Origin of the sequence: Shewanella sediminis HAW-EB3 (genome assembly GCF_000018025.1) — a bacterium.
In the GTDB taxonomy this organism is placed as follows: Bacteria; Pseudomonadota; Gammaproteobacteria; order Enterobacterales; family Shewanellaceae; genus Shewanella; species Shewanella sediminis.
Genome location: NC_009831.1, coordinates 1 through 13,478 on the forward strand (window position 1 = coordinate 1; position 13,478 = coordinate 13,478).

The window sequence follows — 13,478 nt, forward strand, 5'->3', positions numbered from 1 at the left end:
TTGAAATTAAATTTAATAATACAATCTATTTTTTAAAAACGATCGCCACAATAACCGCCTTTAAAACAAGTGGTTACAAAAAGATCTAAACAAGGGTTAAGATCTTAAGCTGACTTTCTTTTGCTTGTTGATATATCTGTTGATTGTTTTGATCCGGATCATAGTATTTTTCGCTTCAGCGGCACAGCTGAGATCCTTTTCAGGACATCCAAAATTGATCAATTTATACGGGGTTAAAGAGCCATATAGAGATCGATTTTTTATAGCGGGATGATGTCGCTTATGAAACAGTCTGAATATCGTTTAGCTCACCGGGATTTAGTCGTTATTTTGAATTGGGTTGGTCATCCTGAATTTATTTCAGGATCCAGCTTTTGGTCTTAGTGGGTAAATTCAGGAGCATAAAGGCTGGAAGGGACTAAAGATCCCAGAAGCCAGGATCTTTAATTAGCGCAGCGCCGTCTTAGCTTTAACAGGACGAAGTCCGTCGAATAGCGCAGCGTCATCTTTGCCTAGGTTTTTATTTCCCTATACAGAATGAGCTGAAGATCTTTCCAAGCAGATCATCGGAAGTAAATTTCCCCGTTATTTCCGATAACGCCATTTGAGTCATACGCAGCTCTTCGGCTAACAGTTCACCGGCTTGATAGACCTCTAACTGCTCTTTACCTATCATCAGGTGGCTGGTGGCCAGCTCTAAGGCCTCTAAATGGCGACGTCGTGCGATAAAGCCACCTTCAAGGTTGCTCTGGTAGCCCATCAGAGATTTCAGGTGCTGCTGTAACTCCTCGACGCCTAAGCCTGTTTTGGCCGATATTCTGAATACATTGTGGCCATGGTCTTGAGTGACGGTGAGTGCCTCTCCTGTGATATCAGCCTTGTTACGGACAACGGTAATGCCTAACTTCTCAGGTAGACGGTCGATAAAGTCTGGCCAGATTTCATGGGGATCGACGGCATCGGTGGTGGTGCCATCGACCATAAACAAAACCTGATCGGCGGTTTCAATTTCGGCCCACGCACGCTCGATGCCTATCTGTTCTACTGTGTCTGCGGTATCTCGAAGCCCTGCGGTATCGATAATGTGCAGTGGCATACCATCGAGATGGATATGTTCTCGCAATACATCTCGGGTGGTGCCCGCTATTTCGGTGACAATCGCCGACTCTTTACCGGCCAGGGCGTTCAGGAGGCTGGATTTACCGGCGTTTGGACGCCCGGCAATCACCACTTTCATCCCTTCACGGATAATGGCACCTTGCTTGGCACTGGCCTGGACAGAGTCCAGCTTAGTGATGATGCGATAAAGTGAGCCTGCAATTTTTCCATCAGAGAGAAAGTCCACCTCTTCATCGGGGAAATCGATAGCCGCCTCGACGTATAGGCGCAGGTTGGTGACCCGATCGACAAGTTCGTGTACCTGAGTCGAGAATTCACCTTGCAGTGAGTTCAGGGCGCTTTTAGCGGCTTGTTCGCTGGTGGCATCGATCAGATCGGCAATGGCTTCGGCCTGAGTCAGGTCAAGCTTGTCGTTCATGAAAGCCTGTTCGCTGAATTCGCCGGGTTTCGCGATGCGGATCCCTTCAACTTCCATCACGCGTTTGATCAACATATCGAGAACTATCTGGCCGCCATGACCCTGAAGTTCGAGTACATCTTCACCGGTAAAGGAGTTAGGTCCCTGGAAATAGAGGGCGATGCCCTGATCGATCACTTCACCTTCACCATCTTTAAAATCACAGTAATCGGCATAGCGGGTCTTTGGAATATGTCCAAGGAGTGCCATCGCCACTTCGCTGGCTTGATCGCCCGAGATACGAATGATACCCACACCACCACGCCCGGGGGCCGTTGCTTGTGCCACGATAGTATCTGTTGTCATTACTGTGTCCTAGTTTGAATATGGAAAGCTAATTCGGAAAGACTGAGTCTTATATAAAACAAAAAAGCGGTCAATACTAAGTATTAACCGCTTTTTCTTAGTTGGAGCTAAAGGCTATTTTAAGCCTTTCTTCGCCAGACCGGCATAGATAATCTTCTGCTGCGTAATCGCAACTAAGTTACCGACTAACCAGTAAAGTACCAGACCTGCAGGGAACCATAGGAAGAATACGGTAAATACTACCGGCATCCACTGCATCATCTTCTGTTGCATTGGGTCCATCGTCGGTGCCATTGGCTGCATCTTCTGCATGACGAACATCGAGATACCCATCAGGATTGGCATTACATAGTATGGATCTTGTACCGAAAGGTCGGTGATCCAAAGCATGAATGGCGCGTGACGTAGCTCAACACTCTCCAGCAGTACCCAGTATAGGGCGATGAAGATTGGCATCTGTAGCAAGATAGGAAGACAGCCACCCATAGGGTTTACTTTCTCTTTCTTGTACAGCTCCATCATCGCCTGACCCATCTTCTGACGGTCATCACCGAAGCGCTCTTTCATCTCAGCAAGCTTAGGTTGCAGGTTACGCATCTTAGCCATAGAGGTGTACTGAGCTTTCGTTAACGGGTACAACATACCACGTACGGTTAACGTGATAAGGATAATCGCAAGACCCCAGTTAGTGACTAATGACTGGAAGAACATCAGTAACTTGTAGATAGGTACGGCTAACCACCAAAGGAAACCGTAATCGACTACCAGGTTAAGTGATTCAGAGATGGCCGATAGGGCTTCTTGATTCTTAGGACCAACATAAAACTCAGAGTTGATCGTTTGAGTTGCACCCGGCGCGACATCATAGACTGCACCACGGAAACCGATATTGGCTTGTCCACCGGCACTGATGCTGGAGAAAATAATGTTCTGATCGTTGGCTGGTGGTACCCAAGCAGAAACAAAGTAGTGTTGAAGCATTGCAGCCCAACCACCTAATGTTTTCTCATCCAGGTTCTTATCAGCCATATCATCGAAGCTGTACTTTTCGTAGCGAGTATTTGCAGTAGAGAAAGCGGCACCACGGTAAGTCGGCATCATCATGCTGCTTTCGCTTTGCTTGATGCTGTGCTTAATCTGACCGTACATCTGAACTTGCAGCTGTTGGTCAGTGCTGTTGTCGATGACATAGTCGACATCCACTTTAAATTGCCCACGATGGAAGACAAACATCTTAGTGTAAGTCGCACCATTGTCGGCAACGAAAGTAAGCGGAACTTCTAAGGTATCCTGGCCAGAGGCTAAGGTGTATTCGCGTGAAGCACTGTCGAAGTGTGCACGGCCCTTAGAGCTGCTGTCGATACCGTTACGACCGATAAGACCACTTTGAGCAATGTAGTTTATATCTTTCGTTTGTTCTAAAAGAACAAAAGGCTCGTCTTTATCCAGCTCAAGTTTGTGTTCAACGAGTGCGGAATAAACGATATCACCACCGATAGGGTTAATCTTAATGATTAACTGATCGGTGTTCACTGTGATGAGTTCTTTAGAAGCAACAACAGCAGCAGGAAGTGCTGAGTCGGCATCTGGAACGTCAGAGCTGTGAGAATCTGAAGTAGACGAAGACGGAATAGTTGATGAAGATTCCATCGCTACCGGTTGTGGGGCCTGATCAGTCTGCCACTGTTGCCATAGCAAAAAGCTGACAAAAAGCAGACCGATAAGCAATATATTGCGTTGAGATTCCATAGCCTATTTATTACACCTGTGTTTTTTTGGGGGGACGGGGTCGATTCCGCCCGGATGTAAAGGGTGACATTTTAATATGCGTCTTGCTGCTAGCCAACTGCCTTTTGCAAATCCGTGCAAACGAATTGCTTCTATTGCGTATGTGGAACAAGTTGGATGAAAGCGGCACTTATTAGCCCCTAAAAAGGGGCTGATGAAGACTTGGTAGCCACGAATTAACGTGGTCGCTAGCCATTGTAACGGCGATTGAGTTTTCGCCATAGCTTTTCTACCAATTTATGGAGATCTGTATTTTCCATCTCTACCACGCCATTTCTGACGAGTACGACTATATCGATAGGAGGCAGTTCGTGCTGATGCAAACGAAAGTTATCTCTGATGATACGTTTAATTCTGTTTCGCTGATGGGCTTTCTTTACAAAACGCTTAGCAACAGTCAATCCCAAACGAGGATGTTGTTCAGAGTTAGGAATAGCAAGTAAGGTTATTTCAGCCGAAGAAGCTTTGATGGGTTTTGTGAATACAGATTTGAATTGCGCGGGAGTTAACAAACGTAACTCCCGCGTAAAGGTATAGCTAGTCACTTGCATTTCTACGATTAAGCAGAAAGACGAGCGCGACCTTTAGCACGACGACGAGCTAGGACCTTGCGGCCTCCAACTGTAGCCATACGAGCGCGGAATCCGTGAGAACGCTTACGCTTTAGGTTGCTTGGTTGAAAAGTACGTTTACTCATTGTGGCAATCCGTCTTTGTGTTAGTTAACAAACCTTACCATCAGAAAATTGAGGCAAGGGCAAAAAAGAGGCCGAATTGTAATCACTTTAGCCATGCCCGTCAACAAGCAAACGCATCAAGTGCTAAAATTCTGGCCAATTAATTCTATCTCAGGTTATCCAAAGGCACCATAAAATGTGGATAACTCTGTGTATGACCACTATATCTTGTGGATCCAGTGATCTTAAACCTGATCTGAACTAAGTAATTATAGATCGATCTGGATCGCTTAATAAAGCTGGATTTGCCGCTTTTTGAAAATAATTGGATCGCAGCGGATCCTTTTGGATCGATATAAACAATGAAAGATGATCTATCTGGGGATAAAACTATTATAAGGATAGCGATCATCGTGATCTCACTATAGAATAGCTCTCTTTGTGTGATCTTTTGGGGATAAGTACGTGGCGGTTTCACTTTGGCAGCAATGTATCGGACGACTACAAGATGAGCTCTCTGCTCAGCAATTCAGTATGTGGATTAGACCGTTACAAGCTCAAATGGATGGAGATACATTAGTTCTCTATGCTCCAAACCGTTTCGTTCTCGATTGGGTAAGAGATAAGTACATCAACATCATCAATCAGTTTTTTACTGAACAGATGGGAAGTGATGCACCTAAGTTACGCTTCGATATCGGGAGTCGCCCTTCAGCGCCACGACCTGTGCAGGCAACTGCTGCGGTAGAAAGGCCCAAGTTCGAGCAAAATACTAAACCGGCTAAGACTTCATTTAATGTCAATTCGCCAGAGCCAGCTATGGCCGCGAATCACAGAAGCAATATCAATCGGACTTATCAGTTTGAAAACTTCGTAGAAGGTAAGTCTAACCAACTGGGTAAGGCGGCTGCGATGCAAGTGGCTGAAAATCCGGGTGGCGCTTATAATCCACTCTTCTTGTATGGTGGTACCGGTTTAGGTAAGACCCATCTGTTACATGCTGTGGGTAATGGCATTATAAAGAACAATCCTAATGCTAAAGTCGTGTATATGCATTCTGAGCGCTTCGTTCAAGATATGGTTAAGGCATTACAGAATAACGCGATCGAAGAATTCAAACGTTACTACCGTAGCGTCGATGCTTTATTTATCGATGATATTCAATTCTTTGCTAACAAAGACAGATCCCAGGAAGAATTTTTCCATACCTTTAATGCACTATTGGAAGGTAATCATCAGATCATCTTAACGTCGGACAAATATCCTAAAGAGATCGACGGCGTTGAAGACAGACTTAAATCTCGCTTCGGTTGGGGCCTTACGGTTGCGATCGAGCCGCCAGAGTTAGAGACCCGAGTGGCTATTTTGATGCGTAAGGCTCAGGAGAGCGGCATTAATCTGCCCGATGAAGTGGCCTTCTTTATTGCCAAGCGTTTACGTTCTAACGTTCGAGAGCTTGAAGGTGCATTGAATCGTGTTATTGCGAACGCTAACTTTACCGGACGTCCGATTACTATCGACTTTGTGCGTGAAGCCTTAAGAGACCTCTTGGCACTGCAGGAAAAATTGGTCACTATAGATAACATTCAGAAAACCGTCGCTGAATATTACAAGATCAAGATGGCTGACATGCTTTCTAAGCGTCGTTCGCGTAGTGTTGCCAGACCACGCCAGGTGGCTATGGCACTTTCTAAAGAGTTAACCAACCATAGTTTGCCCGAAATAGGGGATGCCTTTGGTGGCCGAGACCATACAACTGTTCTGCACGCTTGTCGTAAAATTGCACAGTTGAGAGAAGAAAGTCATGACACGAAAGAAGATTATGCTAACTTGATCCGTACGCTATCTTCATAAATCTGGGAAATTGAAACTGATGAAATTTTCAATTGATAGGGATGCCCTATTAAAGCCGTTGCAACTTGTGACCGGAGCGGTGGAGAGACGACATAACTTGCCAATACTGGCAAACCTCTTAGTTGAAGTGAGTGGTCACTCACTTAAGATGACCGGTACCGATTTAGAAGTCGAATTGGTGGGGCAGGTTCAGTTAGAGGGTGACGTACAGGAAGGACGTACCACGATACCGGCGAAAAAATTTCTCGATATTGTTAAATCATTACCCGATCAGGTAGAGCTTAAAATCGAGCAACAGGAAAATCGCCTGTTACTCCGCTCTGGTCGTAGTCGTTTTACTCTGGCAACACTCCCTGCCGAAGAATATCCGAATGTGGAGGCCTTCCAGGCCGATATCGAATTTACGATAAAGCAAGGCACACTCAAGTCACTCATCGATGCGACTCAGTTCTCGATGGCTAATCAGGATGTCCGTTATTATCTTAACGGTTTGTTGTTAGAGACCGAAGGAAATGTGCTGCGTGCTATCGCTACCGATGGTCATCGCTTAGCATTGAGCCATCGTATGGTTGAAGAATCACTGCCTGAGAAGCAGGTGATCGTGCCGCGTAAAGGTGTGGTCGAGTTGCAACGCTTATTCGAAGGCGAAGATTTAGATATCACTATCGCTATCGGCGATAATGCCATTCGTGCGACGACGGGGAGTGCTGTATTCACCAGTAAGCTGGTCGATGGTCGCTTCCCTGATTACCGTCGTGTATTGCCTAAAGGTGGCGATAAGATCGTTATTGCGAGTCGTAACCATCTTAAACAGGCGCTATTGCGTGCTTCTATTCTTTCAAATGAAAAATTCCGTGGCGTACGTGTTCAGCTTGAAAATAATCTGATAAAGATCACCGCCAATAATCCGGAGCAGGAAGAAGCGGAAGAGATCTTAGATGTTGAATACGAAAACACCCCGCTTGAGATAGGGTTTAACGTCAGCTATCTGCTCGATGTCCTCAACAACTTACCTTCTGATGATGTTCGTATCACGCTTATCGATGGTAATTCGAGTGCCCTGATAGAGAACCATATAGAAGAAAATTCTATGTACGTGGTTATGCCGATGAGACTCTAGTCCTCATATAAAAAACACACAAAAATTAAAAGACTGTTTATACAGTCTTTTTTTATGCCATTTTTATAACGGCAAAGCCAAGGAGGGTTAATCACTGACGTTGATTCGGGATTCAGGATTTCAATGATTTTACGGTCTGCCCCAGAGTGAGATCGCGCTTTGATGTGGCCTGTGGATATGCTAATCTTCTTGGCTATTTTAATTTTTCCGCCTGGCTAGTTTGTCTCTATCTTTCGGGTTAGATATTAGCGATTTATAGTCGGCTTGCCAGATAAGTGATTACTGAGCCATTAATGAGTCTGACGCGTCTTCATATTGAAACATTTCGGAATATCACTTCAGCTCAACTACTTCCTGGTGAGGGAATTAATCTGATTTATGGCCATAATGGCAGTGGAAAAACCAGTATTTTAGAGGCGATCTATTTTCTTGGTATGGGCCGCTCTTTTCGCAGCCACCTTTCACAACGAGTGATTCAACATTCAGATGATAAGTTGACACTGTTTGCCAATTTAAATGTGCTCGATAAAGAGAGCAAAATTGGATTAAGACGGTTTCGAAGTGGTGAAACTGAGGTCAAAATTGATGGCGATAAAGTTAAACGCCTGTCGACCTTGGCTGAGTCTCTACCCATTCAGGTGATCACTCCCGAGAGTTTTGCACTGTTATTTGAAGGGCCAAAATCGAGACGTCAATTTATCGATTGGGGTGCGTTTCATTGCGATAAAAGTTTTCATTCGGCCTGGGTCAATGTTAAGCGAATTTTAAAGCAGAGAAATCAGCTACTTAAAAATGAAACCAGTTACTCTCAAATTCAATTTTGGGATAAAGAGTTGGTTCGATATTCTGAAGTCGTTACCGATATAAGAACTCGATATGTAAACTCGTTAAATGAGCAACTTAAGGGTATAATTGGGGAGTTTTTACCTCTGGTTGATGTAAAGGTTTCCTTTACCCGAGGCTGGGATAGTAAAACTGATTACGCGCAGTTACTCGAGATGCAATATCCCAGAGATCTCGCTAGTGGAAATACCGGTAGCGGGCCCCATAAAGCCGATCTGAGATTACGTGTTGGTACCTTACCGGTACAAGATGCATTATCCCGGGGCCAATTGAAATTGTTAGTCTGTGCACTGCGTATCGCACAGGGAAAGTTGTTAAAACAACAAATAGATAAGAATAGTATTTATCTGGTGGATGATCTTCCAGCAGAGTTGGATGCAAAGCACAGACAGCTGTTGCTGCAGCAGTTGATCGACACCGGTGCACAAGTATTTGTCACCGCCATCGAGCCTGCAGCGATACTAGATTCGTTAATCACGCCGCCGAGTAAGACGTTCCATGTGGAACACGGTCGTGTAACGGTAATTGAATAACCGACGAGAGAATAATATGTCAGAGAACAGTTACGATTCTTCCAGTATTAAGGTACTAAAAGGCCTTGATGCAGTACGGAAGAGACCCGGGATGTATATCGGTGATACCGACGACGGCACTGGTCTACATCATATGGTATTCGAAGTAGTCGATAACTCAATCGATGAAGCCTTAGCGGGCCATTGTAATGACGTTATCATCACTATCCATGCCGATGGTTCTGTATCGGTAAAAGATGATGGTCGTGGTATTCCTGTTGCGATTCACCCTGAAGAGGGCATATCTGCAGCCGAAGTTATTATGACGGTACTCCATGCCGGCGGTAAGTTCGATGATAACTCATACAAAGTGTCTGGTGGTCTTCACGGTGTAGGTGTTTCTGTTGTAAATGCACTATCTCACAAGCTACAGCTGACTATTCGTCGTGACGGTAAGCTTTATGAGCAGTTTTACACTCATGGTGAGCCAGATGAGCCCATTAAAGCTATCGGTGATGCAACCAATACTGGTACGGAGATTCGTTTCTGGCCAAGTACAGATACCTTCACCGATGTATTGTTCCATTTCGATATCTTAGCCAAGCGTGTTCGTGAACTTTCGTTCCTAAACTCCGGTGTAGGTGTTCGTCTTGTCGATGAGCGTGATAATCGTGATGAGTTTTTCAAATACGATGGTGGTATCAGTGCCTTCGTTGATTACTTGAACGTTAACAAGACTCCGGTAAACAAAGAAGTTTTCCACTTCATCCAAGAGCGCGATGACGGTATTACCGTAGAAGTTGCTATGCAGTGGAATGATGGTTTTCAGGAGAATATCTTCTGTTTTACCAACAACATTCCTCAGCGTGATGGTGGTACTCACCTTGCTGGTTTCCGCGGTGCTTTGACCCGTAACCTAAACACCTATATGGAGCGTGAAGGTTACAATAAGAAGGGTAAGACTGGCGCGACCGGTGATGATGCCCGTGAAGGTCTGACAGCAGTTATCTCTGTTAAAGTTCCAGATCCTAAGTTCAGTTCTCAGACTAAAGACAAGCTGGTTTCGAGTGAAGTGAAGTCTGCTGTTGAGCAAACAATGGGTGAGCAGTTAGGTGATTACCTGATGGAGCATCCAAACGAAGCTAAATTAATTGTCGGTAAGATTATTGATGCGGCTCGTGCTCGTGAAGCGGCGCGTAAAGCCCGTGAAATGACTCGTCGTAAAGGCGCGTTAGATCTGGGTGGTCTGCCAGGGAAACTTGCCGATTGCCAAGAGAAAGACCCTGCGCTTTCTGAAATATACATAGTGGAAGGAGACTCTGCTGGCGGTAGCGCCAAGCAGGGGCGTAACCGTAAGAACCAAGCGATTCTGCCACTTAAAGGTAAGATTTTAAACGTTGAGAAGGCACGTTTCGATAAGATGCTCTCTTCTCAAGAAGTGGCAACGCTTATCACTGCACTAGGTTGTGGTATTGGCCGTGATGAATACGATCCGGATAAAACGCGTTACCATAACATCGTCATCATGACCGATGCCGACGTCGATGGCTCGCACATCCGTACCTTGCTATTGACCTTCTTCTTCCGTCAAATGCCTGAGCTCATCGAGCGTGGCTTTGTTTATATTGCCCAGCCACCGCTTTATAAAGTTAAGAAAGGTAAGCAAGAACAGTACCTTAAAGATGACCCAGCATTGACTGAGTTTTTGACTAATTTAGCGTTAGACGGTGGTGAAATCCATGCGTCTGCCAATGCGCCGGCCATGTCTGGCGCACCACTAGAGAAGCTGGTTTATCAGTATCGTGAAGTTGAAGCTATCTTTGACCGCTTAGATCAGCGCTACCCATTGATGTTAACTGAGCGCATGCTATATCACCCAGCATTGAGTAACGATGTTTTAGCCGATGAAGCTAAGGTTCAGCAGTGGTGTGATGCCTATGTTGCCGATCTGGCAGAGAAAGAGTCTGGTGGGTATATCTTTAGTGGAGAAGCCTTCCTGGAGCCTGAACGTCAAGTGTATCTTCCTAAGATCACTATTCGTAAGCACGGTATCGATACTCACTATCTGTTCTCGTATGACTTCCTGCAGTCGAGCGATTATGAGCGTATGGCAAAACTTGCTACTGCGCTTGATGGCTTAATTGAAGAGGGCGGCTATGTTAAACGTGGTGAGCGCCTGAAAGAAGTTTCCAGCTTCGTTGAGGCACTCGATTGGTTAATGAATGACTCCAGGCGTGGTCTTTATATACAACGATACAAAGGATTGGGTGAGATGAACCCAGAGCAATTATGGGAAACCACCATGGATCCTGAGTCTCGTCGTATGCTAGTGGTTACGATTGAAGATGCGATTGCTGCCGATCAGTTGTTTACCTGCTTGATGGGCGATCAGGTTGAGCCACGTCGTGAATTTATCGAATCAAATGCGCTGAACGTAGCTAACTTGGATGTCTAGAAGAGCTGTGACGAGTTTCTAGTCTCGAGTTGCGAGGTTAGAGCTAAAGACTGAAAACAAGAGCCCTGGAGAGATCCGGGGCTTTTTTGTATAGGGATATGCTTATCCCCGAACGCAGGGATAGCGTTAGAGGGGAGTTATGTCCGGCCATTAATGTTCCAGACATTAATTGGCATTTCCGCCACTGACCCTTAGGGATATGGGAAATGTCTTTAAAGCGTCTGGAACGCTTAAGACCGTGGCAGTCAGAACATTTATGTCATTCTTTACCGGCAAGAAGAACAGGGAGGTATACAAATAGACGTTGTACAGGGATGTAAACAAATAGATGGTATAGCTGGATCCTGAAACAAGTTCAGGATGACGTAAGCCTAGTCATTCTGAATGATGACAACCCAGTCTTCAGGACGGTTGGAGTCTCGTTATTCCGGCATGCATTTAGCCGGAATCTACGGTTTTCTTGCTTCGGTTAGATTTTCACTTATCAGCTTTGCAAACTCCAGGGCCTGCTGATTATCGCCATGCAGGCAGATGCTGGTGGCATTTATGATGATCGGTTGCCCGCCTAAGGTTGTCACTGGCATATTTCCGACAATTTGTCGTACCTGCTGTAATGCCTGTTGAGGGTCATGTATCACGGCGCCAACTTCGCTGCGGGGAGCGAGTGAGCCGTCACTAAGGTAAGTGCGATCGGCAAATGCCTCTTCGATAACCGTGAGTCCATGTTGCCGGGCTTGTTTAACCAAGGGACTCCCGGCTAAGATCATTAATTTAAGCTCCGGGTCTATTCGCTTAATCACATCAATTAAAATACGTCCTAAAACCTTATCCTTGGCGACTTCATTATAAAAGGCTCCGTGAGGTTTCACGTGAAACAATTTAGCTCCCAGTTCATCACAGATGGCTCTCAATGCCATTATTTGTTGATAGATTGAGTCTGATAGTTGCTTACCTGAGATATCGATACTCACGCGGCCAAAATTCTCTCGATCGGGAAAGCTGGGGTGAGCGCCAACATTGACCTTGCTCTTAAGTGCTTGAATAACCGTCTTTCGCATGCTCAGAGGATCGCCGGCATGACCTCCACAGGCGATATTTGCCGAGGTGATAAGTAATAGCAGCTCAGCGTCAAACTCACTGCCTTCACCAAGATCTGCGTTGAGATCTATGGGGTAACCTTTCGGATTTGATAACATGATGGACCTCAGTGATATTATTGAGCTTCTTAATCTTAGCCATTGGCCTCTATCGCTCGTTGAAGCCGATAAAAATACTCTTCCCATTCATATAATTAGTCATCGTCAGCCAGCTATTACGAGTGTGGCTGATGTGGATAATTTTAACCATTGGCCTCTATTGCTCGTTGAAGCCGGTAAAAATACTCTTCCCACTCGTAATTGGCATCATCAGCCTGATTTGGGCTCACATGAACAAATCGAACCTCTTCTCCGGGTCTGGTTTGGGCTAACTTCCAGAGATCGGCTTCAATAACGGTCGCTATTTTAGGATAACCCCCCGTGGTTTGTGAGTCGGCGAGTAATACTATGGGTTGCCCGGCGGGAGGGACTTGAACCGCTCCCGGCATGACGGCGTGTGATTCCATATCTTGTTGCTGCGCTAAGGATAATGTTATTCCGGATAGTCTGGCTCCCATCCTGTTGCTTTCGTTGGTGAGTTGCCAGGAGCTATTCCAGAAGGCCTTTTTTGATTCTTCCGAAAACAGTGGCATCTCTGGTCCGGGAAGGGCACGGATCTCATTCGAATATCCCCGCTGCACAGCACCGATTGGTTTCGATATTGCTCCGGCCTGACCTAACGCTAATCTATCTCCATCCTTAAGCACAGCGCCTAAGACACCGGAAAACCTGTCACCTAAGAGTGAGTCCGACTTGAGTCGTAATTTGTTATTTGTCTCAGGGCTACCATCGCGTATTTCACCCTCTATTCCATCCACAATCCCGCCCTCGAGAGCGAGGTAGGCACGCATACCTGATTTTGGTCCTCTCAGGGTGAGGGTTTCGCCCGCTCTTATTTTATTTCGCCAGTTACACCAGATGTCGCGTTGGCCAATAGATATTCGGTAGTTCGCTCCGGTTAACACAAACCAGGTGTCGCAGTTAAATTTAAGTTCAACTATACCGGAGGTTAGCTCAATGCCCGCCGATGCATCGCTATTGCCGAGGAGTCTATTTGCGAGTATTAAGGCGTGCCGATCCAGTGCGCCGCCCGTAGTTATTCCCAGATGGCGATAGCCTGTGCAGCCGAGATCCTGTACCGAAGAGTGCATACCAGCCTTGAGAACTTGGATACTATTTCTTTTAGTCATTTTCTTTTAATCATTTTGATTC

Annotated in this window: 11 protein-coding genes; 4 read left to right on the forward strand and 7 right to left on the reverse strand. The window is 45.7% G+C overall.

The genetic code is table 11. The annotated features are described in order from the left end of the window. Window positions 1–520: 520 nt before the first annotated feature. From mnmE to rpmH, 5 genes are all read right to left on the reverse strand, one after another. Window positions 521–1,882 (reverse strand): tRNA uridine-5-carboxymethylaminomethyl(34) synthesis GTPase MnmE, encoded by a 1,362-nt coding sequence (gene mnmE / locus SSED_RS00015; RefSeq protein WP_012004141.1) that lies wholly within the window; start codon window positions 1,880–1,882, stop codon window positions 521–523. Window positions 1,883–1,996: 114 nt separating this feature from the next. Beyond that, window positions 1,997–3,631 carry a membrane protein insertase YidC gene (gene yidC, locus SSED_RS00020; protein ID WP_012004142.1) on the reverse strand — a complete coding sequence of 545 codons (1,635 nt, stop codon included), beginning with the start codon at window positions 3,629–3,631 and terminating at the stop codon, window positions 1,997–1,999. Window positions 3,632–3,634: 3 nt separating this feature from the next. Beyond that, on the reverse strand, window positions 3,635–3,892 hold the full coding sequence (yidD, locus tag SSED_RS23795) for a membrane protein insertion efficiency factor YidD (protein ID WP_012004143.1): 258 nt from the start codon (window positions 3,890–3,892) through the stop codon (window positions 3,635–3,637). Further along, complete coding sequence (gene rnpA / locus SSED_RS00025) at window positions 3,859–4,215, reverse strand: ribonuclease P protein component (protein WP_086022458.1); 357 nt, start codon at window positions 4,213–4,215, stop codon at window positions 3,859–3,861. Before rnpA ends, yidD begins: the two co-directional genes overlap by 34 nt. 14 nt (window positions 4,216–4,229) lie before the next feature. Beyond that, window positions 4,230–4,367, reverse strand: coding sequence for a 50S ribosomal protein L34 (gene rpmH, locus SSED_RS23800; protein WP_006083827.1), 138 nt, complete (start codon window positions 4,365–4,367; stop codon window positions 4,230–4,232). 444 nt (window positions 4,368–4,811) lie between these two features. On the opposite strand from rpmH, the gene dnaA reads away from it, so the two are divergent. The 4 genes from dnaA (at window position 4,812) to gyrB (ending at window position 11,130) form a co-directional block, all read left to right on the forward strand. Next, window positions 4,812–6,200: a chromosomal replication initiator protein DnaA gene (gene dnaA / locus SSED_RS00030; RefSeq protein WP_012004145.1), complete on the forward strand. Its 1,389-nt coding sequence runs from the start codon at window positions 4,812–4,814 to the stop codon at window positions 6,198–6,200. 19 nt (window positions 6,201–6,219) lie between these two features. Continuing rightward, the gene (dnaN, locus tag SSED_RS00035; RefSeq protein WP_012004146.1) at window positions 6,220–7,320 is read left to right on the forward strand and encodes a DNA polymerase III subunit beta; all 1,101 of its coding nucleotides are present in this window, start codon (window positions 6,220–6,222) and stop codon (window positions 7,318–7,320) included. A 293-nt stretch (window positions 7,321–7,613) separates the two neighbouring features. Next, window positions 7,614–8,696 (forward strand): DNA replication/repair protein RecF, encoded by a 1,083-nt coding sequence (gene recF, locus SSED_RS00040; protein ID WP_012004147.1) that lies wholly within the window; start codon window positions 7,614–7,616, stop codon window positions 8,694–8,696. A gap of 16 nt (window positions 8,697–8,712) precedes the next feature. Next, on the forward strand, window positions 8,713–11,130 hold the full coding sequence (gene gyrB / locus SSED_RS00045; protein ID WP_041421463.1) for a DNA topoisomerase (ATP-hydrolyzing) subunit B: 2,418 nt from the start codon (window positions 8,713–8,715) through the stop codon (window positions 11,128–11,130). Between the two features lie 449 nt (window positions 11,131–11,579). Here gyrB and pxpA read toward each other — a convergent pair whose 3' ends face one another. Further along, window positions 11,580–12,326 carry a 5-oxoprolinase subunit PxpA gene (gene pxpA / locus SSED_RS00050; protein ID WP_012004149.1) on the reverse strand — a complete coding sequence of 249 codons (747 nt, stop codon included), beginning with the start codon at window positions 12,324–12,326 and terminating at the stop codon, window positions 11,580–11,582. A gap of 143 nt (window positions 12,327–12,469) precedes the next feature. Then, window positions 12,470–13,456: a 5-oxoprolinase subunit C family protein gene (locus SSED_RS00055; protein ID WP_012004150.1), complete on the reverse strand. Its 987-nt coding sequence runs from the start codon at window positions 13,454–13,456 to the stop codon at window positions 12,470–12,472. Window positions 13,457–13,478 lie beyond the last annotated feature (22 nt).